Source organism: Chitinophaga sp. 10T418, from assembly GCF_056394125.1.
This window is the reverse complement of sequence record NZ_JBFTHG010000002.1, coordinates 783,618-807,079: the sequence shown is the minus strand read 5'-3', so window position 1 is coordinate 807,079 and position 23,462 is coordinate 783,618. Positions and strand designations below refer to the sequence as shown.

Annotated in this window: 20 protein-coding genes; 11 read left to right on the top strand and 9 right to left on the bottom strand. The window is 45.3% G+C overall.

The features are described from left to right. Positions 1-21: 21 nt before the first annotated feature. Positions 22-1,473: an NADH-quinone oxidoreductase subunit M gene (gene nuoM / locus AC1DCV_RS07620; RefSeq protein WP_477022629.1), complete on the top strand. Its 1,452-nt coding sequence runs from the start codon at positions 22-24 to the stop codon at positions 1,471-1,473. Continuing rightward, positions 1,460-2,899, top strand: a complete 1,440-nt coding sequence (locus AC1DCV_RS07615; protein WP_477022628.1) for an NADH-quinone oxidoreductase subunit N — start codon at positions 1,460-1,462, stop codon at positions 2,897-2,899. Before nuoM ends, AC1DCV_RS07615 begins: the two co-directional genes overlap by 14 nt. 3 nt (positions 2,900-2,902) lie before the next feature. On the opposite strand, the gene AC1DCV_RS07610 is transcribed toward AC1DCV_RS07615, so the two are convergent. From AC1DCV_RS07610 to AC1DCV_RS07600, 3 genes are all read right to left on the bottom strand, one after another. Further along, positions 2,903-5,347 carry an outer membrane beta-barrel protein gene (locus tag AC1DCV_RS07610; protein WP_477022627.1) on the bottom strand — a complete coding sequence of 815 codons (2,445 nt, stop codon included), beginning with the start codon at positions 5,345-5,347 and terminating at the stop codon, positions 2,903-2,905. Between the two features lie 65 nt (positions 5,348-5,412). Further along, entirely contained in the window at positions 5,413-5,688 is a 276-nt protein-coding gene (locus tag AC1DCV_RS07605) for a hypothetical protein (RefSeq protein WP_477022626.1), read from the bottom strand. Between the two features lie 74 nt (positions 5,689-5,762). Further along, positions 5,763-7,031: an aspartate kinase gene (locus AC1DCV_RS07600; RefSeq protein ID WP_477022625.1), complete on the bottom strand. Its 1,269-nt coding sequence runs from the start codon at positions 7,029-7,031 to the stop codon at positions 5,763-5,765. A 140-nt stretch (positions 7,032-7,171) separates the two neighbouring features. On the opposite strand from AC1DCV_RS07600, the gene fbp reads away from it, so the two are divergent. From fbp to AC1DCV_RS07575, 5 genes are all read left to right on the top strand, one after another. Beyond that, entirely contained in the window at positions 7,172-8,182 is a 1,011-nt protein-coding gene (gene fbp, locus AC1DCV_RS07595) for a class 1 fructose-bisphosphatase (RefSeq protein WP_477022624.1), read from the top strand. Positions 8,183-8,344: 162 nt separating this feature from the next. Then, positions 8,345-8,836 (top strand): CAP domain-containing protein, encoded by a 492-nt coding sequence (locus AC1DCV_RS07590; RefSeq protein ID WP_441574044.1) that lies wholly within the window; start codon positions 8,345-8,347, stop codon positions 8,834-8,836. Positions 8,837-8,977: 141 nt separating this feature from the next. Beyond that, positions 8,978-9,742, top strand: coding sequence for an ABC transporter ATP-binding protein (locus AC1DCV_RS07585; protein ID WP_441574043.1), 765 nt, complete (start codon positions 8,978-8,980; stop codon positions 9,740-9,742). A gap of 9 nt (positions 9,743-9,751) precedes the next feature. After that, positions 9,752-10,279 carry a YfiT family bacillithiol transferase gene (locus AC1DCV_RS07580; RefSeq protein ID WP_477022623.1) on the top strand — a complete coding sequence of 176 codons (528 nt, stop codon included), beginning with the start codon at positions 9,752-9,754 and terminating at the stop codon, positions 10,277-10,279. A gap of 12 nt (positions 10,280-10,291) precedes the next feature. After that, positions 10,292-10,849 carry an NUDIX hydrolase gene (locus tag AC1DCV_RS07575; RefSeq protein ID WP_477022622.1) on the top strand — a complete coding sequence of 186 codons (558 nt, stop codon included), beginning with the start codon at positions 10,292-10,294 and terminating at the stop codon, positions 10,847-10,849. Position 10,850: 1 nt separating this feature from the next. Here the strand turns inward: AC1DCV_RS07575 and AC1DCV_RS07570 are convergent, their stop codons facing one another. The 3 genes from AC1DCV_RS07570 to AC1DCV_RS07560 all read right to left on the bottom strand — a co-directional run bounded on the left by AC1DCV_RS07570 (position 10,851) and on the right by AC1DCV_RS07560 (position 14,666). After that, positions 10,851-12,140, bottom strand: a complete 1,290-nt coding sequence (locus tag AC1DCV_RS07570) for a bifunctional folylpolyglutamate synthase/dihydrofolate synthase (RefSeq protein WP_477022621.1) — start codon at positions 12,138-12,140, stop codon at positions 10,851-10,853. A gap of 1 nt (position 12,141) precedes the next feature. Beyond that, positions 12,142-13,650 carry a DUF5723 family protein gene (locus tag AC1DCV_RS07565; RefSeq protein ID WP_477022620.1) on the bottom strand — a complete coding sequence of 503 codons (1,509 nt, stop codon included), beginning with the start codon at positions 13,648-13,650 and terminating at the stop codon, positions 12,142-12,144. A 128-nt stretch (positions 13,651-13,778) separates the two neighbouring features. After that, positions 13,779-14,666: a hypothetical protein gene (locus AC1DCV_RS07560; protein ID WP_441574038.1), complete on the bottom strand. Its 888-nt coding sequence runs from the start codon at positions 14,664-14,666 to the stop codon at positions 13,779-13,781. A gap of 144 nt (positions 14,667-14,810) precedes the next feature. Here AC1DCV_RS07560 and AC1DCV_RS07555 point away from each other — a divergent pair, with 144 nt between their 5' ends. Further along, positions 14,811-16,049 carry an MFS transporter gene (locus AC1DCV_RS07555; protein ID WP_477022619.1) on the top strand — a complete coding sequence of 413 codons (1,239 nt, stop codon included), beginning with the start codon at positions 14,811-14,813 and terminating at the stop codon, positions 16,047-16,049. Between the two features lie 111 nt (positions 16,050-16,160). Beyond that, positions 16,161-17,048: an AraC family transcriptional regulator gene (locus tag AC1DCV_RS07550; protein WP_477022618.1), complete on the top strand. Its 888-nt coding sequence runs from the start codon at positions 16,161-16,163 to the stop codon at positions 17,046-17,048. A 105-nt stretch (positions 17,049-17,153) separates the two neighbouring features. Here the strand turns inward: AC1DCV_RS07550 and AC1DCV_RS07545 are convergent, their stop codons facing one another. The 3 genes from AC1DCV_RS07545 to AC1DCV_RS07535 are packed head-to-tail and all read right to left on the bottom strand — an operon-like array spanning position 17,154 to position 20,129. Next, positions 17,154-18,449 (bottom strand): radical SAM family protein, encoded by a 1,296-nt coding sequence (locus AC1DCV_RS07545; protein WP_477022617.1) that lies wholly within the window; start codon positions 18,447-18,449, stop codon positions 17,154-17,156. Between the two features lie 32 nt (positions 18,450-18,481). Next, positions 18,482-19,069, bottom strand: a complete 588-nt coding sequence (locus tag AC1DCV_RS07540; protein WP_477022616.1) for a hypothetical protein — start codon at positions 19,067-19,069, stop codon at positions 18,482-18,484. Positions 19,070-19,085: 16 nt separating this feature from the next. Then, positions 19,086-20,129 carry an agmatinase family protein gene (locus tag AC1DCV_RS07535; protein WP_477022615.1) on the bottom strand — a complete coding sequence of 348 codons (1,044 nt, stop codon included), beginning with the start codon at positions 20,127-20,129 and terminating at the stop codon, positions 19,086-19,088. Between the two features lie 237 nt (positions 20,130-20,366). On the opposite strand from AC1DCV_RS07535, the gene AC1DCV_RS07530 reads away from it, so the two are divergent. Further along, the gene (locus AC1DCV_RS07530; RefSeq protein ID WP_441574032.1) at positions 20,367-20,765 is read left to right on the top strand and encodes a cytochrome c maturation protein CcmE domain-containing protein; all 399 of its coding nucleotides are present in this window, start codon (positions 20,367-20,369) and stop codon (positions 20,763-20,765) included. A 112-nt stretch (positions 20,766-20,877) separates the two neighbouring features. After that, complete coding sequence (ccsA, locus tag AC1DCV_RS07525) at positions 20,878-23,361, top strand: cytochrome c biogenesis protein CcsA (RefSeq protein ID WP_477022614.1); 2,484 nt, start codon at positions 20,878-20,880, stop codon at positions 23,359-23,361. The last annotated feature ends 101 nt before the right edge of the window (positions 23,362-23,462 follow it).

Below are 23,462 nucleotides of genomic sequence, written 5' to 3'. Positions count from 1 at the left end.
TAAACGTATAAACGAAATAATATGATCCTGCTGGTATTATTGTTGATCCTTTTCGCTGCGGCACTGCTATCATGGATAGTAGGTGCGAAAAGCCATGCAGGGAGCCGCTGGATAGCCCTCTGTAGTTTATTGCTGAACCTGGGTATTGTGATCAGTATCTGGATTAATCATCCTGCCACCGGGGACCGCTGGTGGTATCAGTACCGGTTAGACTGGATACCGCACTTCGGTATCAGTCTGCATTTGGCCATGGATGGTTTAAGCCTGCTGATGCTGGCACTTACTTTTTTTCTGGGGGCGTTGTCGGTATTGATTTCCTGGAAAGAAATCAATAGCCGGGTAGGCTTCTTTCATTTCAATCTGTTGTTCGTGCTTTGTGGGATTACCGGTGTTTTTCTGACCATGGACCTGTTTTTATTTTATTTTTTCTGGGAGATGATGCTCATACCGATGTACTTCCTGATTGGTATCTGGGGCCATGAACACCGGGAATATGCGGCCAATAAGTTTTTCCTGTTTACACAGGCAGGAGGTTTACTGATGCTGCTGGCCATATTGGGTCTTTACTTTGTACATGAAGCTAACACACACGTATATACGTTTGATTACTTTGATCTGTTGAATACCCCGATGACGCCGTCTACCGAACGTCGGCTGATGCTGGGTTTCCTGGTGGCCTTCCTGGTAAAACTGCCGGCAGTACCTTTTCATACCTGGTTACCGGATGCACATACAGAAGCGCCTACTGCAGGCAGCGTAGTGCTGGCCGGACTGTTGCTGAAAACGGGGGCATATGGTATTCTTCGTTTTGTATTGCCACTCTTCCCTGCTGCGGCTGTAGAAATAGCACCGATAGCTATGTTGCTGGGTGTAGTGGGCATTCTTTATGGAGGAATGCTGGCATATGCACAAACGGATCTTAAGAGATTAATTGCTTATACGAGTGTAAGTCATATGGGCTTTGTATTGCTGGGTGCTTTTGCATTTAATGAAATTGCTTACCAGGGAGTAGTGATGCAGATGATTACGCATGGCATCAGCACCGGCGCCCTGTTCATTATTGCCGGTGCTTTGTACGAGCGTATTCATACCCGCAACATACGGCAAATGGGCGGCCTCTGGCTGCGTTTACCACTCATGGGCAGTGCTGCTATGATTTTTGTGATGGCTTCGCTGGGATTGCCTGGATTGGGCAATTTTGTGGCAGAATTCCTGGTGTTGCTGGGAAGCTGGCAGGCCAATCATCTGTTGACAGTATTGGCTACGATTGGTTTGGTGGTGGCTACCGCCTATTCATTGCGCATTATGCAGAAAGTTTTTTTCGGGCCCTGCGACCGGCAATATACTATGAAGGATCTCAACGGGCGCGAACTGGTGATTATAGTGGCCCTGGTTATCGTCATTTGCTGGTTGGGATTTCATCCGCAACCGGTACTCAACACTTCCCAAATTATAGATTATGTCGTTCGCTGATTTTTTAAGCCTTGGACCGTTGATTACCCTATGTGCTGCGGCAGTGGGAGCTATGTTGCTGATCGCGATATGGCGTAATCACCGTATTGTATACAGCTTCACCCTCATCGCTTTTATTATGTCGATGATGGCAGTGATACCGGCCATAAAATATATTCCACATGCTTATCCTCCGCTACTGGTGATAGATGAATTCTCCCTGTTTAATACAGGGCTTATTCTGATAGCGGGTTTCATTATCCTGTTGTTGTCGTTTAACTATTTTGAAGAAAGAGAGGAACGTAAGGAAGAATATTATATCCTATTGATATTGGCTACCATCGGCGCATTGGTGTTGGTGGTGAGCCGGCATTTTATGGCATTGTTCCTGGGATTGGAAATACTGAGCATCAGCTTATACGGATTAATTGCGTACCTGCGTGCCCGTGAGCGTTCCGACGAAGCAGGGATTAAATACCTGATGTTGGCAGCGCTGTCTTCTGCCTTCCTGCTCTTCGGTATGGCGCTGGTATATGCTTTTACAGGACATATGGATTTTCCCGGTATAGGTGTGGCTTTGCGGCAGGCGGGTTATTTGCCGGTAAGTGTGATGGCAGGTTTCGGATTGATGCTGATAGGGGTGGGCTTTAAACTCGGTATTGTACCTTTTCATATGTGGGCACCGGATATTTATGAAGGAGCACCATTGCCGGTAGCCGCCTTTATTGCTACTGTTTCAAAAGGCGCCATGCTGGTATTGCTGATCCGTTTTTACCAGGACATTCACGGTAACGACTATCCGATGTTATGGTGGATTGTAGCCATTATTGCGGTGGCCTCTATGTTTGCAGGCAACTGGCTGGCACTGACCCAACAAAATATTAAACGCATACTGGCCTATTCGTCCATAGCTCACATGGGATATATCCTGGTCGCTTTTTTATCGGGTGTACAAACAGGGCTGGAAGCATTGGCCTTTTACCTGGTAGCCTATTTTATTACCAGCATCGGTGCGTTCGGTGTAGTGATTGTGATGTCGAGTAGTTTGCAGGATGCAGAAACGATCGCCGACTATAAAGGGCTGTTCTGGCGCTATCCCTGGGTAGCCACGGTGTTTACCGCTATGCTGCTATCCCTCGCTGGTATACCACTTACTGCCGGATTTATCGGTAAGTTTTATGTGGTGATGGCGGGTGTAAACGGGCATCAATGGTTCCTGTTGTTTATGCTGGTGATCAACAGTGTAATTGGATTATACTATTATATCCGCCTGGTGGCGGCCATGTTTACAGTACCTGCGCAAGGAGAGCAAACAATGGTGGTGCCGGCCCTGCCCATGGCCGGTAATATCACCCTGGTTATTTTAACCATACTTTTAATAGGGCTGGGTGTGTATCCTACTGCTATGATGCAGCTGATACAGCAGATGATGCGGATACTGATTTAACTATCAGCCTGCTCTGTTCTGCTCATCGCTGGTACCTGTTTTTCTTTCCCTGGCGGCTTTGATGCTGGCACTGCCGAATTTATAACTGAAAGAAAGATTCACGGTCCTGAACTGCCAGGTATTAAAAATACTCATGTTCAGGTTGGCAAATTCTGCGGCACCGCGGTAGCTTTCGTTACGTAGTATGTTATTAAAGCTCAGTTTCACAGTAGCATTCTTATCCATGAACATCTTTTGAATGCCCAGGTTCAGGTTATATTGACTGTAGCCCCTGAAAATACCGAAAACAAAGGGAKAATTATAATACCCCATTACTTCCAGCTTAACATCTTTGGGCAGTGTGATCGTGTTGGTACTGCTGATATAGTAATTAACGTTGTAACGGCTATAGGGCTCGTTGGTGGTGGGATCCTCAAATTTGTATTGATTGTAGGAAAGATCCACATTGTTATCGCTGCTCCACCATTTGGTAACCTGTATAGGTAAGGTTAACAGCAGGCTATAGATGTCCGTTTTGTCGTAGTTGCGTTCTGTGCTGATAGAAGCTTTGGTACTGTCATCCTGTGTTATAAATTCTTCCATCATATCTTTTATACGACTGTATCGCAGGGTAGCAATATACTTATCCTTAAAGGTATACGAGACTTCCGCAATGTTGCTGTATTGTGGTTTCAGGTAAGGGTTACCTTTGAAATACGTGTATTTGTCGAGGTAAAACATAAAAGGATTTAACTGTCCGTACTGCGGTCTTTCTATTCTGCGAGACATCGCCAGGCTCACCTTGTTCTTATCATTTATTTTTTGTTCCACATTGATGTTCGGGAAGAAGTCGGTGTAGGAACGTTTTACATAAGTGTCCGTTGTGAACGAATGCCCGGTAGATGCGGTATTCTCTACCCTTAAGCCCAATTGCAGGGCCGTTTTGTGTATTTGTTTTTTATAGGTGGCGTAGGCGGCGTATACATCTTCCTGGTAATTAAACCTGTCACTCAACGTTGGTGATGGCCGGTAAATACCTTTATAGAGAGAATCGAACTGTAATATGTTGGTGGTGGTGACAAAACTTGCTTTGGCACCCGCTTCCAGCTTGCTTTCTTTACCAAGTGGCCAGCTGAGATCGATCTTCAGGCTTTTGATGAGCACCTGGGTACCACCAGTAGTACGGATGCTGTTAGGATTCCGGCTAAGTTTTGAATGTGGATCATACAAGCTGTCGTTCAGTTGCATGAAGCGATGATTATTGAATTGGGCATAATCTGCATCGAAGCTGATTTCGCGGCCTCCGGCAGTGTCAATGATGCCTTTATAGTTCAGGTTAAGGGCTATGTTGTCAAATTTATTGTCATTAACGGTGAGGGAGTTGACAACAGAATCCGGCGGCATGTTGGGTCTGCCCAGGTGGGTGGCGCTATAGATCTGGTTGCTGAAGGCGTTTTTAAAGCCGTTGGCCAGTACCCCGATGGTATGTTTATCGTTGATAAAGTAATCCATACCCACTTTGAGGTAGTTGTTTTTGAAGCGGTTACGCTGAAATACGTCCTGTTGCATGAAAGTGGTGCTGCCATCGCTTTCTTTCACAGAGCGGCTATAGTCGCGGGTTACCTGCCGGGGATAATCGCCCTGGTCGAAATTGCCGAACAGGTTGAATTTTTCGGTTCTCCAGTTAATGTTGCCGGATATGCCATAGCGACCGTATTTCGACTGGGTAAGGGTAGCATTGACGTTGCCGTTTACGCCTGTCATTTTCCCCTTTTTAGTTTTTATGTTGATGATACCGCCATTACCGGAAGCATCATATTTGGCAGAAGGGCTGGTCAGTATTTCTATAGAAGCAATGCTTTCTCCTGGTGTGGTTTTCAGGAGATTGGTCAGCTGTTCACCGCTTAAATAGGTCAGTTTACCATCTATCATCACGGTAACGCTCTGGCCTTTCAGGGTAACATTTTCGTTGTTGTCTACCTGTACGCCGGGGGCTCTTCGGAGCAGGTCCAGGGCGGTATTACCTGCTGCACTTACACTGTTTTCTATATTCATCACTGTTTTACCAGCGGAGCTTTCGATATAAGGCTTTTGGGCGGTTACATTTACTGCCTGCAGGTTTTTGCCCAGCGGTGGCAGTTTCATGCTGCCCAACGCAACGGTTTTGTGGCCGGCATCTACCTGGAATGCGGTACTATAGGAGGTGGTGTATCCCATTTGTGAGGCCTGTATGAAATAGTGTCCGTTAGCAATGCCATCAAAAGCACAGCCGCCATTTTCGGTGCTCATTTCGCCTTTTACGAGGGTGGAGTCTTTTACCTTCCGCAGCATAACGCTGGTAAAGGGGAGGGGCTTACCCGCATTGTCTGTAACTGTTAGTGTAATTTTTCCTGAGGAGTTGGGTTGTTGTGCAAACGCCGTGAAGGTGCAACAAAAAAGCATTCCCAGGGCTACGATGATCGTTTTCATACTATCGTTTCCGTTGTATAAGTTCTCAAAAGCTATAACCAATAAATATGTAGGGGGCCGTACTATTATTTCTTCCTATAGTTATCCTGGATGTATTTAAAAGCCAGGTTCATGACGTCTTTTGCTGTTTCCAGGGGTACTTTTTCTGTTTCATTCGCAATACATGACTGGGTAGCAGGAACGGCAGGTGTTTCCCGGAAATTTCCGAGCGTAATCAGATATATAGGCAGTTCATCCGGGTTTTTGGCCGAAAGGTGGCCATGGCTTGCCATTTTTCCTCCCAATACTAAAATAAGCATCAGAAAGGTACTCAGGCACAAAACGATAGCAACTTTTTTCATACCGCATTTTTACTAAAGACGAACGGGTACAAAAAAAGTTGCATGGGGGAGTCAGATTATTTTGCTGGATAAATTTATTTTTTCCAGAGACGTTGTATGGTAGCGGGAGAACGTTGTTCTAAAAGTATGGTATGCCCATCACTGAGTTCTTCCAGCAGGTTGGTCTGGTAATAACGTACGGTGAGGAGCTCCAGTCCTTCATTATACACGATTTTAAACTGCTGGTGCAGGGTCTTGATCAGGAGTTCTATCTTTTCCGGGTTATTGTCTATACAGCAGGAAAAATTGATCGCTCCGTTCTGCATCAGGTTAATTTTCACCTTCAGTGCGTGGAAGATCTCGTAAATATCACTGATCTTATCTTCTGTAATAAAGGAATAGTCCTTGGAGGTGATATTCAGCAGTACCTGGTTCTTTTTCAGCACAATAATGGGAGGTAGTTGTCTTACATCTGCTGTTTCCTTAATCACGGTGCCGGGCAGGTTTTTATCCAGGAAGCATTTTACCAGCAGTGGTATCTGTTTGTTCTGCAGTGGTTTGATGGTTTTGGGGTGTATGACCTGGGCGCCGTAATAGGCCATTTCAATTACTTCTCCATAGCTGATCTCCGGTATATTCACGGTATTGGGAAACAATTTAGGGTCGGCATTCTTCAGGCCTTCCACGTCTTTCCAGATCGTTTGGCTTTCTGCATCAAGCATATTGGCAAAAACAGCGGCGGAATAATCACTGCCTTCCCTGCCCAGGGTAACGCTTTCGTTTTGGTCGGTAGCGCCAATGAAGCCCTGTGTAATCACGATGCTGATCTTTTCAAAGAGGGGGGCCACTTTTTCAGTTACCTGTCTCTGGGTATATACCCAGTCAATATTAGCATCCCGGAAGTTGTCATCTGTACGGAAAACATCCCGGACATCCAGCCAGGTATTATTCAGGCCGATGCTGTTAAAGAAAGCACTTACAATGGCGGTGCTCAGCAGTTCACCCAGGCCCACCAGCTGATCATAGTAATAATCGTAGGTGCGCAGTGGCTTTTCGCCCAGCGTCCATTCGGCTTCGGTAAAGAATTGCTGGAGTTGCGTAAACAATGGGTGTTCACGGGTACCCAGCAGTGATTCAGCTACATTGATGTGATGTTGCTCGATGTTGAAAAGCAATTGTGCGGCAATTTCCCGTTTCCGGAGAAAAAAGCTTTCTGCTACCTTTTCCAGCTCATTGGTAGTTTTTGCCATGGCAGAAATAACAATGAGGAGTTTTTCGTCCGGAAATGACTGCACTATCTGCGCCACCTGCCGGATACGTTCAACACTTTCTAAACTTGCGCCACCAAACTTGAAAACCTTCATATGATAGTTTATCTTCTTTTAAAAAATTATTTGGCAAAGTAAGACAAGTTTAGAATTGTTTTAAAATCTGTTTATAGATAAATGACAGTTCCCTTAAAATAGTTTCAATTCCTTTAATTTCGTTCGTACAACCTAACGTTATGAATCTTAAGCAAAAAGTAATGACCCTGGATGAATTCACCATTCAGGAGTTGCGGAATTACCCGGGAGCAACCGGTCAGCTATCCGGTTTACTCCGTGATATGGGGCTGGCAGCTAAAAGGGTAAATGTGGAAGTGAATAAGGCAGGTATTGCTGACATCTTGGGAGAAGCCGGCAAGACCAACGTGCAGGGCGAATCCGTAAAGAAACTCGATGAATTTGCCAACGAGCAATTCATCAACTCCCTGGAAACCAGTATTTATTGCTGTGGGGTAGCTTCAGAGGAAAATGAACATTTCATTCCTTTTCGTGATGAGCATTCCAAAAAATCGAAGTACGTGGTACTGATGGACCCATTGGATGGTTCCAGCAATATAGATGTGAATGTATCTATCGGAACAATTTTCTCTGTGTACCGTCGTCTTACACCGGAAGGTACGGAGTGTGAGCTGGAGGACTTCCTGCAGCCGGGCACCCGTCAGATTGCGGCTGGTTATATTATCTATGGCTCTTCTACCATGATGGTATATGCTACCCGTCGCAGTGTGCAGGGCTTTACCCTGGACCCATCTATCGGTGAGTTCTGTTTGTCGCACCCTAACCTGAAATGTCCGCCAGACAGTGATATCTTCTCTATCAATATGGGCTATTATCACTTATATGAAGAAAAGATCCGCAAGTCTGTTGACCATTTTATGGCCAGAAATGAAAACGACCGGATCTACCGCCATCGTTTTGTAGGCTGTATGGTTGCCGAAATACACCGTACTTTAATTCAGGGAGGTATTTTCATGTATCCTGCTTTCGGGAAATATTCATCCGGCCGGTTAAGACTTTGCTATGAATGTAACCCGATGTCTTTTATCATGGAAAAGGCTGGTGGCGTGGCAATGGCCAATGGCAAACAGCGGCTGCTGGAACTGAAGCCGGTACAGCTGCACCAGCGGATGCCTATTTTCATTGGTTCAAAGAACATGATGGAAACCTGGCAGCATATTATGAACGATTAAGAAAGAAAAATATATTACTAAAAACGGTGTATAGGGGATACAAAATATCCACTATACACCGTTTTTAATTTCTGGTATAACAGTTGCTAAACCTATGGTGTATTTAATAGTCTAATTGTTATTCATTATTATTTATTTCTAATTATTAACCATTTTAATTCTATGTTGATTTTGAAGAACCAACGGATCTTTGCGTTATTGGTAGCTGTTTTTGCCTTCTTCCAGGTGAGTGCATGTTCACGTGCCACCACCCGTCAGGCAGATGGCGGTAACACCGGTGGTAGTATGGATGAACAAATCCTTTACTACACCAATAAGTTCCGTCAATCCAAGGGACTGAAGCCTTTGCAGCTGGATGCCACCATCAGCCAGCAGGCCCGCAGTCATAGCCGCGATATGGCTAATGGCAGCACTGGCTTCGGACACGAAGGATTTGAAGAGCGCGTAGCCTACGTTTCCAAGAAAATGGGCCGCGTGGCAGGTGCTGCGGAAAATGTAGCTTATGGTACCCTGGATGCCGAAGCAGTGGTAAATGGCTGGATCAAAAGCCCAGGACACCGTAAAAACATGCTCGGCGATTACACCCTGATCGGCATTGGTACTGCTGGCAAGGGCAGGATCACTTTCTTTACGCAGGTGTTTATTAAGCAATAAAGCATAAAGCTGAAAGCAAAAAGCCATTGAAGCGAATGATAGTAGCGATAACGTAATTAAATAGTCGCTGCTATCATTCGCTTCAATGGCTTTTTGCTTTTTGCCTTCTGCTTTCTGCTCTACTTTTATTAATTTGGCCCCATGGAAAAGAAAAAGATCATTGAGGTAAATAACCTGGTTAAAAAATACGGGGAATTTACCGCGGTAAAAGGAATCAGCTTTGAGGTGTATGAAGGTGAGATCTTTGGCCTGTTAGGCCCTAATGGCGCAGGCAAATCAACGACCCTGGAAATCATTGAAACGCTCCGGGATAAAACGGAAGGGAAAGTGACAGTGGGCGGCTACGACCTCGACAAAGATCCTAATGATATAAAAAAGATTATCGGTGTACAATTGCAAAGCTCCGGTTATTATCCGGGACTGAACCTGATAGAGCTCATCGAAATGTTCGGTGGTCTGTATAATCAGCCCGTATCACCCATGAAACTCCTGGGTATGTTTAACCTGGAAGATAAAGCCAAAGCAAAGTTCAAAGAGCTTTCCGGCGGTCAGAAACAACGTTTTTCCATTGCTACTACGTTGATTAACAAACCACAGATCATATTCCTGGATGAACCGACCACCGGACTGGATCCTCAGGCAAGACGCAATCTCTGGGATCTGATCCTGCAGGTACGCAGCCAGGGTACTACCGTGGTGATCACCACTCACTATATGGATGAAGCTGAGTTCCTGTGTGATCGCTGTGCAATTGTAGATAGTGGCCGTATCATTGCCATCGACTCTCCTGATACGCTGATCGATCAACTGGTATCCTCAGGCTTTGAAAGAGCAAAAGAAGTGAAAAAAGCAAACCTGGAAGATGTATTCATTCATCTCACTGGTAAAGATCTACGGGAAGAATAAATAAACCGGATGGAAGCACTTAAATATCCTATTGGCCGCTTTACAGCATTACCGGAGTATACTCCCGCCATGCTGGAGGGATTCATCAAAGACATTCACTATTTACCCCAGCTGGTGGAAATAGCGGTGCAAGAACTGGATGAATACCAGCTTCAAACGCCTTACCGGCCGGATGGCTGGACGGTAGCACAGGTCGTGCATCACCTGGCAGACAGCCACATGAACGGATATATCCGCATGAAACTCGCCCTCACAGAAGAACAACCTATTATAAAACCATATGAGGAAGGTGAGTGGGCAAAACTGCCGGATGTGAAATTCATACCCATCAATGTGTCTATTACCCTATTACATGCCCTGCATACACGCTGGACGAGCCTGATGGAACATTTAACGGCCACTGACTGGGAACGTACTTTTATACATCCCGCCAACGGTACACAACATAATTTGAAAACCCATGCCGCTAATTATGCCTGGCATGGCAAACACCATCTGGAACATATCCTGCGCCTTAAAGAAAGGATGGATTGGTAAAGCATTGATATTATGAATATGGATTGGAAATTACTGTCTTCGGAATACCTGTTTAAAGACGCCTGGTTAACTGCGCGCGCTGACAAATGTGAAACGCCTGCCGGGAAAATAGTGGAACCTTATTATGTACTGGAATATAATAACTGGGTAAACGGGGTGGCGTTGCGGGAAGACGGACAAGTAATTATGATACGTCAGTACCGGCAGGGTATTGGTAGAACATTACTGGAAATTCCTGGGGGGACTATGGATCCAACTGATCCTTCTCCTTTATTTGCTATGCAACGGGAAATGCTGGAGGAAACCGGCTATGAGTTTAAKGAATGGATATCATTGGGTACCATTGCACCTAACACTGCTTCCAGTAATAACTATACGCATATGTTCCTGGCTACCGGCGGCGTAAAAGTGCAGGAGCAGCAACTGGATCATAATGAAGAAATTGAAGTGGTGATTATGCCGCTGGAAGAACTGCAGCAACTCGTACTTGATAATAAGATTGTACACAGTCTGCATACTACCTGTATCTTCTACGCGTTGCTGCACCTTGGCAAAATGGGGATGAAGTAGTTTACATCACCTCTGCTACCACAAAAAAGCTACCACAAACAAGAATCATATCATCTGGCTGGGCATGTTGCCTGGCTGCTTGCAGCGCCGCCTGCACAGATGCATGCGCGTGACCCTGTAAGCCGCTTGCTGCTCCCATTTCCGCCAATGCTACTTCATCCATGGCACGCGGAATTTGTGCTTTGCAAAAATAATAATGCGCTGTAGGTGGGAATAAAGGCAGTACTTTTTCAACTTCTTTATCTTTTACAAATCCCACTACAATATGTAGCTGCTGATAGTTTACATGGCCCAGTTGCTCCATCACTTCACGGATACCGGCTTCATTATGACCAACATCCAGTACGGTGAGTGGGTGCTGCTGAATCACTTCCCAGCGGCCTCTTAAGCCGGTGAGCTTTTTTACATGTGATAATGCTCCGCTGATATGTTCCCAGGTAATATGCCATCCGTTTTGTTGTAATACTTTGACGGCAGATAATACGCCCATCACATTTTTTTCCTGGTATTGTCCATTCAGGTCCAGCTGTAAACGCCGCATTTGCTGTTGGCGTGTATCCAGTAACGTTATATTCAGATGACTGCCTTCAATAGCGCTGGATGACTCCATCCATTCCTGGTCTGCAAAGTGAATGGGAGCGTTCAGTGAGGCGGCTTTATCTATAAAAACATCCTGTACTTCTGATTGCGTTTCACTGATCACCACCGGTACGCCAGCTTTGATAATGCCTGCTTTTTCTCCGGCAATCAAAGGGAGCGTATCTCCCAGCATATTTTTATGATCAAAGCTGATATTGGTAATCAACGAAAGCTCGGGGGTAATTACGTTGGTACTGTCCAGACGCCCACCCAGTCCCACTTCAATGATGGCAATATCTACTGCTTCCTCCTGGAAGTAGCGGAAGGCCATGGCTACCGTGAGTTCAAAAAAGGAAGGCTGTATGGTGGCAATGTGCGGACGCATCTGCTCCGTAAAACGGATGACAAAATCTTCCGGCACCACTTGTCCGTTTATGCGGATACGTTCCCGGAAATCAAGGAGGTGAGGAGAGGTATACAATCCTGTTTTGTAACCTGCCTGTTGGAAAATGGCGGCCAGCATATGACTGGAAGAGCCTTTCCCATTGGTGCCGGCAACGTGTATGGTTTTAAAAGCATGCTGCGGTTGTTCCAGTAAATCCAGCAATGCAATAGTATTATGCAGATCTGTTTTAAAAGCACTGGCACCCACTTTGGTAAACATGGGTAGCTGTGCATAAAGATAGTCCAGCGTTTCTTTGTAAGAGGCCATATTAGTTATTATTAACGGGGCAGCCCAGTTGGCGCTTACGCATCCGGAAGATGCCACCACCATTGCCATCGCCCCGTTCGAACATGCTTGAATTTAAGCGCAAAGCTACGAAAGCCCCCGCATGATCGACACGTCTTTCAAAAAGGTTGGTAAAAATTGTACTCGAGCCTATCAGCAACGGCCCTATGCGAATACCGGCACCTACATCTGCCTGACCGTTATGATTAATGGTCAGCGGCAGGTAAGCACCAAACACGCGCGTTTCATACCGGGGCGTAATATTGAACTGCGTGAGCGCATAGGTTTTGGTGATATCCCTGCGTCCCGCTGTTAAGGCAATGACCGCATTGGTACTGACGAAAAAACGACCATCTATATTGTAATCACCCATCAGGTTCAGGGCAGTAGGTAAGGTCATGTTAAACGTGGAATCGGTAGCCAGTGGCGTGAAATATTTATTCAGCCGGCGTGCATATTGCTGCAGACTTTCATTTTTCCTGTACTGGATATCATTAGGTACCACATGATCTTTCACCAGGCTGAGATCTGTATTGTTGGCGCCTTTGGTGTATTTGATTTTACCGATATCAGTGATGGAAGCGCCTATACGGAATTTATAATCATCTGCATCAGAACCTTCGTAAGCACCGAAGCCGCCATTGTCAGGGCGGTATTCATAAATCATCCCGATGTCGATTCCAATCCCATTGTTATTAAACAGTTTCAGATTTTTTTGTGCAGGTGATTGCCAGTCATCCAGCTCTTTACTATAGCCATAATACAGTGTGCCGCTGGTGATGCTGGCATCGCGGGAATTATTCAGGCGGAAGTCAGCATTTTTTACGGAAGCATAACCTGCGGCCACACCACTTAACAGTTTCAGCGTAATACCCGCTTTCAAACGGCTGTCGTAGCTTTCTTTTATTACCCGCGCATAGCTGAGCCCCAGCTCATGCCATATGTGAGAGGTAACACCTGCCTGGGGAATACTTAAGTTAACGTTTTTATATCCTGTATTTGGGAAATCTACGCCAAAGAAATTGGCGATAGGAGTGGTTACGTTCCCGCCATTACTGCTGCTCCGCATACGCCATACAAAGGAAAGCGATTGCTTTTCATCAATGGCATACAATACGGAAGGCAATACTATTTCGGCCATTTCCCATCCATTCTGTTTTCTGTTGGCGCCTTCATCAAGAAAGTAATCCTGGTTACGCCGAAGGGTATCCGGCACCTTAAACAGCAATGATTTGGGAACACTTACGTAAGTATTGCCGGCATTGATATCTGCGCCAATAATATTCACATCCCATTTATAACGATAACCGGCTGCACTGGCGGGGTTGGAAAATACGCCATAAATACCTGCATAGTTACTGTTGTTGTAACCCGGGAAAGTTTGTGCCATAGCGGCATACGTCAGTAGTAGCAGTACTGATGTGCTGAAAAGGATACGGTTAAGTCTTACAATCATCGTTGGCGATAAAAAATAGGTTTCTCGAAATGACACAAAATCGTGCTTATATGCTCTTGAAGTCATAGGTAGAGATGTAGGAATTCCTGGTCCGGTTTTCTAAAGCAGGCAGGGGCAGGATAAATTATCTTGCACTCGCCATTTCAAAACGCCGGTTATTGTTGTTACTCTGCTTTGAAATAGAAACGTATGGTCCCGAACTGTTCTTCAGGAGCATCCGGGTTAGCATTGTATTTCAGTTGTCCGCTTCTCGCTGCCTTCTTTGCTATCTCGATCAGTTGTGAATTGCTGATAGTAGACCCTTTCATACTGAAGGTAGCTGATGTCACATTGCCTTGTTGGTCTACTTTTATATTGATGGCTACATAGCCGGTTTCAGTACCATCGTAGGTTACCTGTGGTCTTCCTATCAGGTTTCTGCCATTGAGGTGAAAGTCAGAACGACCTCCACCCAGGCCTCCGCCCGTATATCCTCCACCGTTAGGGTTACCTCCCAGTTGTCCACGATCTCCGGGCTTGCCGGTATTACCTTCTCCGGTAGCATTATTGGAACCATTGGCATTGTTACCACTGTTGGCACTGTTGCCGGTACCACCGGAAAATACGGCTTTGGGCTTGGGAGCAGGGGGGGCTGGTTTCGGCGGCGCTTCTGTTGGTTTTTTTACTGGCTTGACAGGTTTAGGTTCCAGTTTTTTAGGAATCTCTTTTGGTTTCTCTACAGGTTTTTCCGGTTTTTTTATTTCCGGAGCATCCTCTTCATCCTGTGTAGCAATATCTTGTTGTGGTTCACTATTGTCTTTGGCGGCGGTAGCCGGACTTTCTGCCGGTGCGGGCTCTGAGGCTGCGGCACTGGGTGGATTGGGGTTGAGTGGTTGCTCATCACCCATACCATCGTCAGAAGTGCCGAGGTTAACTTCCATCCCCAGATCCTGGTCGGGCAGGGGCGGTGGAGCGGAGAATCCGGTAAATACAAGGGCAACTAACAGCAACGCATGAACGCCGATGGTAATGCCTAATGCCTGAATATTTTTTTTACCGTTTTTTTCCTCCATGATAACCTTATTGAGCGCCTGTTTAGACCAAAGTTAATGTTTTGATCCAGAAAAAATAATCACTCATCAAAAGATGAATTCCGGATCTTTGCAAAAACTGTGCTGTTAATCCGATTTTAAGGAATTTATTTTCGCCAATTTTTTATGAACCTCGTCAGACAAACTATTCGCCTCTATCAGAATGCCTATACAGGTCTTTCACCTGCCACCTGGTGGTTATCACTCGTGTTGCTGATCAACCGGAGTGGTACCATGGTGATTCCATTTATGACGGTGTACCTTACACAACATCTGCACTTCAGCATTGCTCAGGCAGGTTTGGTAATGGCCTGCTTTGGAAGCGGCGCTATTGTAGGCGCATTGCTCGGTGGATGGCTGTCTGATAAAATTGGTTTCTACCAGGTACAGTTCTGGAGTCTTTTCTCTAACGGTTTATTATTCATTTTATTGGGACAGATGCGAACCTTTGAGCAAATATGTGTCTGTGTATTTGTAATGAGCTCTGTGGGGGATGCTTTCCGGCCGGCCAATAGTATTGCTATTGCGGCTTACAGTGCCCCGGAAAACCGTACCCGTTCCTATGCTCTGAACCGTCTGGCCGTGAACCTGGGCTGGTCTGTAGGACCGGCTATAGGAGGAATCCTGGCCAGCTTCAGCTACCAGCTGCTTTTCTGGGTAGATGGGTTTACCTGTATGGCTGCTGCGATATTAATGCGGATTTTCCTGCCGCCGGTAAAGGCACCGGTAAAGGAGGCCAAAACAGTGGTGATAAAGGAAGATAAGGTATGGAAAGATAGCATCTACCTGTGGTTCCTGGCTTTTGCCACTTTAAATGCTATCTGCCTGTTCCAGTTTTCCAGTATTGTGCCTTTGTATTTTAAAGAGGTGATGCACATGGAAGAATGGCTCATTGGGCTGAATATGTCTATCAATGGCATCCTGATCGCAGTGGTGGAAATGGTAATGGTATACCGCCTGGATGGCACCCGGCCTAATCTGGTGTTTGTGGCGCGCGGTGCGCTGATGGTCTGTTCTTCCTATCTGCTGCTTTCTTTCCTGCCACCATTATGGGCAGTAGCTGTTTTATTTATGCTGATCATCACTTTCGGAGAGATGTTTTGCCTGCCTTTCATGAATAGCTTCTGGATTGGCCGGAGCAAAGACCATAACCGTGGGCAGTATGCGGCATTGTACACCATCTCTTATTCATTGGCCAATATTGTGTCCCCGACTACCGGCGCCTTTGTGGTACAGCACCTGGGATTTAAGCCCTGGTGGGCTATTACTGCCGTGGGGTGTATTATATCAGGGAGTGGTTTCTGGTGGTTACAGAAAAAAATAACCGCCGGCAAAGCAACAAGGTCCATATCAGAGCTGGCGTAGGCGGGAAGAGAAGCGGCAAAGAAGGTCCCTGTCATATTCAAAATTGTTAAAGACTTTACAAATATTGTCACCAAAATGCTAATTTCGAGTAAAAATTAGTAAAATTGGTTAATGAAAGTAATTCAATTTACTGTTCCTGTTGCCGATGAAGGAGCTGTAGTTATACAGGAAGACATCCTCCCATACTTCTATAATTACCTGCACAGACATAAAGAGGCACAGGTAACACTCATCATTAAGGGAGAAGGCACCCTGATTGCCGGCAATTACACCCAGCCATTTAAGGCAGGGGAAATTTATGTGATTGGTGCTAACCAGCCCCATATGTTTAAAGGAGATGCCCGGTATTTTGAAAATATACAGGAGAAGAATATTCACGCTATCCATATTTTCTTCGATCATGAACAGGCGTTGCAGGGATTATTTTCATTGAAGGAAATGGAAACGGTCAGGAAGTTTTTACAACTCACCGCCAACAGTCTGCAACTACCATCAGAACATGCAGAAAAAATTGCAACAGACATATTAAAAATCTCCCGTCTCAGCGGTGCAGAGCGATTACTGGCATTTGTAGGAATGCTGGTCTTTTTTTCAAAACAGGTAAAGGAATGGAAGTCATTATCCACGGGCTTCTCCAGGCACTCTTACAGTGAGTCGGAAGGACTGCGGATGAATGATATTTACCAGTATACACTGGAGCATTATGCAGAAAATATTTCCCTTGGACAAATTGCTGCGGTAGCCCATCTTACCACCTACGCATTTTGTAAATACTTTAAGAAACATACCCGTAAAACATACCTGGAGTTTCTGAATGAAATCAGGATCAACGTTGCCTGCAAGAAGATCATCAATGGCGATTTTGATAGCATTGCTGCAGTCGCTTATGCTACTGGTTATAATAACCCAATTACGTTTAACCGGGTGTTCAGAAAGGTAACGGGGATGGCGCCATCGGCTTATGCAAAGCAATATCGGTTCGAAGAAGCGGAAAACTAAAGGCATAAAGCAAAAAGCTATTAAAGCGAATGACCAAAGCGGATATTGATTCCTCGCTTTGGTCATTCGCTTTAATAGCTTTTTGCTTTATGCCTTCAGCCCTTATTAATGGGCGAAGTCGCTCATATAATCTCCTGTAATACGTTCTATCGGTGGATTGAAATAACCGAATTTAAGATCCGGGAATTCCTCCTGTATCAGTTCCTGCAACTGTTTCACGCCTAAGCATTCTCCGGTTTCAGTGACACCCAGTTTACCCAGGTACCAGTCAGGATCAATATTAAAATTACGCCACTGGATCATATTCAGCCCGGTTTCCCTGATCAGTTTACGCAGTGCTTCATACTCATCTGCACTATCTGTCATACCCGGAAATACGAAGTAGTTGATAGAAGTCCAGCCACCAAATTCACGTACTACTTTCAGGCTTTCAACGATGTCGTCAAAAGTATAATTGTTAGGGCGGTAATATGGTGTATAATATTTTTCCTGGGCAGAATTCAAGCTCACGCGGATACTGTTCAATCCTGCTTCACACAAGGCTCTTACCGCATCGGGCTTGCTACCATTGGTGTTGATATTGATGCTGCCTTTAGGTGTATGTTTACGTATTTCAATGATGGATTCGCGGATGGTTTCCCACATCAGTAAAGGCTCGCCTTCGCAACCCTGTCCGAAGCTCACAATAGGGAAGGGGGCTTCTTCAAGGTGTGGTACGGTATATTCCACGATTTCCGCTGCAGTTGGTTTAAAACGCAAACGATCCTGCGTAGAAACAATGCTTTCTTCTTCCGGCTGGAAGGAGATGCATCCTACGCAGTTGGCGTTGCACGCAGGAGAGGAGGGAATAGGGCATTCCCATCTTCCCATAAAATAATTACGTGCAGCAGGGCATTCGTAGGTCAATGCGCAATTTTCTGCCAGGTGCTGTACCAGCCTGTTATGCGGATATGCTTCTACCAGCGTTTTTACGCCTTGTTTCACTTTTTTGTCGTCAAAGCCGGCGCATTCCTGGCGGATATCGGCTTCAATACGGGTGGCAGGAACATAAAACTTACCATCCAGCCAGCCCACTGCAGTATAACAAAACAGCGGCAGGGTAGGCGCATCCGGCATGGTTTCGTAAGCTGCCAGGTAAAAACCGGTATGTGCCGGCGGAATGAAGGCAGCTACAGCCCATCCTTTATCACAAAGCTGCATATCACCAGTGGTAGCGCTGATGCCAATACCACGGCGACCTGGCAACTCATACAAATTGCCTCCTTCCGGTAATTCGATCCACTCCTCTACGTCTACCGGCCACGCATCCCAGCCACTGCGGCCAGTTACGTGCATGCTGGTATCTTCAAAAATATTCCCCTCACCGTCAGAATATAATATGTAAGGTGTTTGTTTTAACATTTTGTGATTTTATGATCTGTTAGGATGAATACTTATTGAACCCTGGTCTGAAAGAAGGTATTTAATACTTCTCTCTGCTCTTTTCCAGGTTCATCCAGTATTTCCAGCTGCAGAATCTTGTTATTCTTAAAGTCTATTGTCAGAAGGTCGTTCCGCAAAATTACGTTATTCAGTTCGTTCCAGCCAACCAGCCTTTTGGAAAAGGTGGTAGGCAGCGTAATACCGGTGATGTCCATCTTTACATACGATGGCTGGAAAATCTTGTATTCCATCCAGCCTACATATGCCAGCCCGCTCCCTGTCAGGAACAACAGCAGACTGGTCAGCGGCTGCAGGTGCGACAGGAAGTATAAGCTGCCGGTAAAGCAGATAAGCGCCTCTATCATACGTGCTACCGTATTTGCTTCACTGAATTGCTTAAACCGCTTCATGGTAAACGGAAAGGCAATTGCCATCAGTCCAACCACCAGGAAAAAKACCACCAGGAACCAGTTAGGCCGCGGACTACGGTATACACCAATCGCATTTATCAGAAACAGTATGCCCGTAAGACCATGCATAACCGGTAATAACCGGATTCTGCTACTGGTATTGGGATGCAGGATGCGCAAACTATGCATGAACCGAAATGTAAGATTAGGAATTAGAACTGATCAACAGATTGCAAAGCTTGAACAACACACGGGCGCCTACGTTGGCATCCCACTCATCGTGTGAAGTGCTTACTTCATTCAGGTCAAATCCAATCAGCTTACGACCACTGGCCAGTACGCGTTTGAAGAGATAATAAATCTGCTCTACTTCAAAACCGCCAGCTACCGGGGTACCGGTATGCGGACATAATTTTGGATCCAGTCCGTCTATATCAAAACTAATGTATACCTGTTGCGGCAAAGTTTCAACAATGCTGTCGCAGATTGCTTTCCAGGTTTCCCCTTCGAATTGTCTTTCTTTGATTTGTTTATCAAAAAAGGTCACTACACGGCCTTCGCTGTTGTTGATATAATCCACTTCTTCTTCGCAGTAGTCGCGGATACCCACCTGTACCAGCTTTGACAGCTGAGGTACTTCTGCCAGGGCATTGTACATAATAGAGGCATGTGAGTATTTGAATCCTTCGTAGGCATCACGTAAATCACAATGTGCATCTATCTGCAGGATACCAAAGTCGCCTTTGTGTTCACCAATTGCCTTAAAGAAGCCCAGCGGGGTGCTGTGATCACCACCTACCAGTCCTACCAGCTTGCCTTTTTCCAGCAGCGCCTTGGTTTGGGTGTATACCCATTCGTTCATGGCCCTGGTGCCGTTGCTTACGTCTACCAGTGTTTTCTTCAGGAATTCATTTTCGGAAATATCTCCCCCTTCAGTCAGGAATTTCAGGTACAGCTCCGCTTCCTTACGCAGGTAATCGCTGCGCAGTAAAAGGTGCTTATCTGGTTCACGCATGTAAAAACCCTGTTTCCAGCCATCTTTCACGTCCGCATCGTAAAGGTCGATTTGGAAGGACGCCCTGAATATACGTTCCGGTCCACGGGCAGTACCATTATTATAGGATACCGTTACTTCCCAGGGCACAGGTAACAATACCAGCCGGGCTTCTTCCTCAGAAAAAGGTAAGCCAAAAACGTTGTTGGACAGCAGGCCAACTGAGTTAGGGTCAAATTGAGATAAATCTGCCATGATAAAATCGTACTTTTCTAAATTCCGCGCAAAGATAGGATTATGTTTACTTACAGCCGTCCTTCTCATAAAAAGAATTGCCTTTTATATAAAAATTGTCCGAAGAAGGTCATTTTGACTTAATTTTGCCGATTAATCGGAAACAAATAAAGTACGGCAAAAAGCAGGGATCGTTAAGGGCGCACTGGTAAAGGGTTTTGCAGCTTGTATCAAATCAATAGGGAAGATAATTTTCATATGAAAAAAACAAATATTATTCTGCTGGTGGTAATTGCGGTAGCAATTGGAGTGATAGTAACAATGGTGGGAGATTTCAGTACCTATGAAACTTTCGCAACGGCCCGTGAAAAGGAAGGAAAAGAATTCCATGTCATCGGGAAACTCGACACTTTAAAGGCGATGAATTACGACCCGATGAAAGATGCTAACTTATTCAGCTTCTACGTCCACGATAAAACCGGTGAATCACATAAAGTGGTATTCTACGGCGCCAAACCTACCGATTTTGAAAAAGCCGAATCTATTGTACTCACGGGTAAAATGGAAAAAGGCGAATTTCATTGCAGCAAAATACTGATGAAATGCCCGTCTAAATACAAGGACGACCAGGTGGCTATCAGCAACAAACAACTTTAATATAATTATTTGAACATTTTGATATTTGGTTATTTATTCCCAGGCAACTGGTAGTAAACGGCTATATCAAAATCGTCAGGTGCCGGAATATTCACATCTCTAGAGGAATTTTATGAAGTTTGTAGGGGAACATTTACTGCCGGGCCAAATAGGCCACTTCTTTGCCATACTGGCGTTTGTAGCATCTATAGTAGCCACTGTAGCTTATTATAATGTAGTTAAATTAAAGGAACCATCCTTACAGGACTCCTGGAAAAGACTGGCACGCTGGTCTTTCATTATACAGTCAGCCGCTGTTATCGGCGTTTTCAGCTGCCTGTACTATATTCTGTATAACCACTTTTTTGAATATAAATACGCGTGGCGCAACACTTCCCGCGACCTGCCTATACAATACTTATTATCCAGTCTCTGGTCCGATCAGGAAGGCAGCTTCCTGCTCTGGAGTATCTGGAACAGTATATTAGGTATTATCCTGATCCGCACTTCCAAAAAATGGGAAGCGCCGGTGATGACTACTTTCTCACTGGCACAGCTGATTATGGCCAGTATGCTGCTTGGTATATTTGTACTGGGCTATAAAGTAGGTAGTAATCCGTTTATGTTACTGAGACAGGCACCTGAAAATCAACTGGCGCCTATTTTCCAGACAGCGGACTATATGCAGCATATCCACGACGGTAATGGTTTGAACGTGACCCTGCAGAACTACTGGATGGTGATTCACCCGCCGGTACTGTTCCTGGGCTTTGCTTCCATGATCATTCCTTTTGCCTTTGCTTTTGCAGGTATCTGGACCCGCGATTATACCGGCTGGGTAAAACCTGTACAACCATGGGGCCTGTTTGCTATTATGATGCTGGGTACCGGTATTATGATGGGAGCTGCCTGGGCTTACGAATCACTCAACTTCGGCGGTTACTGGGCCTGGGATCCCGTAGAAAATGCGTCGCTGGTGCCATGGCTCACCATGGTAGCAGGTGTACACACGCTCCTGGCATATAAAGCTACCGGGCACTCGCTGAAATCTACCATCTTCTTCTTCTTTATCTCCTATGTACTGATTCTCTATTCATCTTTCCTTACCAAGAGCGGTGTTTTAGGAGATACTTCTGTACACTCCTTTACGGATATGGGAATGACCGCACAGCTGCTGTTTGCCATGCTGGTATTTACCGTACCATCTATTGCATTGCTGATCATGCGCAGAAAGGAAATTCCGGCAGTGAAGAAAGAAGAAAACAGCTACTCCCGCGAGTTCTGGCTGTTTGTAGGTTCCCTGATCCTGCTCATCGCAGCCATTCAGATTACCTTCACTACCTCTATTCCGGTATGGAATAAATTGCTGAGTTTCACCGGCCTGAAATCACTGTTCAATATGAACGATATTGCGCCGCCATCAGACAGCATTTTCCACTACAATAAGATTCAGATCTGGATTGCCATCGTACTGGGTGTATTAACAGCAGTTGTGCAATTCATGAGGTACAAGGATACCCCACGTGGAGAGATCACGAAGAAACTTGCGGTTCCCACATTGGTAGCTTTATTATTAACCGGTCTGGTGGCCTGGAAAGGTACTATCACCTATGATAATTATGGCGCCGGCTTCCTGACTGCTATCTACCTGATGCTGTTTGCCAGCATCTATGCGATCGTTGCCAATATCTCTTACATATTCACCGGCCTGAAAGGTAAACTGAAAAATGCAGGTGCTTCTGTAGCACATATCGGTTTTGGAATGGTATTGCTGGGCATCCTGATTTCTTCTGCTAAAATGGAAGTAATATCACTGGATCGTATGAAGATGCTGAACGATGGCTTCTTCAGAAAAGAAAGCAAACAAAATCCGCGTGAAAATATCATGCTGCCAAAGGATGTTCCGGTACAAATGGGTGACTATCATGTAACCTATGCCGGTGACTCCATTGCACAGGGCGATCCTAAAACATATTATAAAGTACTCTACGAGAAAAAAGATAAAGAAAACGGTAATGTGGTGGAGAAATTTACCCTTTATCCGGATGCTTTTGTGAACAGGAAAGAGAATGCGATTTCTTCCAATCCCGCTTCCAGACATTATCTGACCAAGGATATCTTTACCTACGTATCAGCGGCACCTAACAAGGAAGAAGAAGCGAAACAGGATACCACCCCTTATGTAACGCATCTGATGAAACAAGGTGACTCTGTGTTTTTCTCCAGGGGCTTCATTGTACTGAAAGGGTTGAATACCAAACCTGAAAGCCGCAATTACGTTGCACAGAGTGGTGATCTGGCAGTAGGTGCTGAACTGGAAGTGTATACGCAAACAGATGATCACTTTAAATTACAGCCGATTTATTTTATCCGCGACAGCAGTTACCAGTACAGTGTGGAAGATACGCTGGCCCCACTGGGACTGAATGTAAGGTTCTCTAAAATTATGCCTGCGGAAAACAAAATAGAACTGAAGGTAAAAGAAGCCAATGGCTTCAGCGACTATATCGTGATGAAAGCCATGATATTCCCATATATCAACGTATTATGGCTGGGTATCCTCATCACTATACTGGGTACTGCGATGAGCATTTATCAGAAATTGAGAAGAAGATAACTGACAGAAATATTTTAAATGTAGAAATCCTTCAATGGCATCCGCTGTTGAAGGATTTTTTCTTTATTAAATAACCAGGGTGCGCGCAACATCTCAGAATT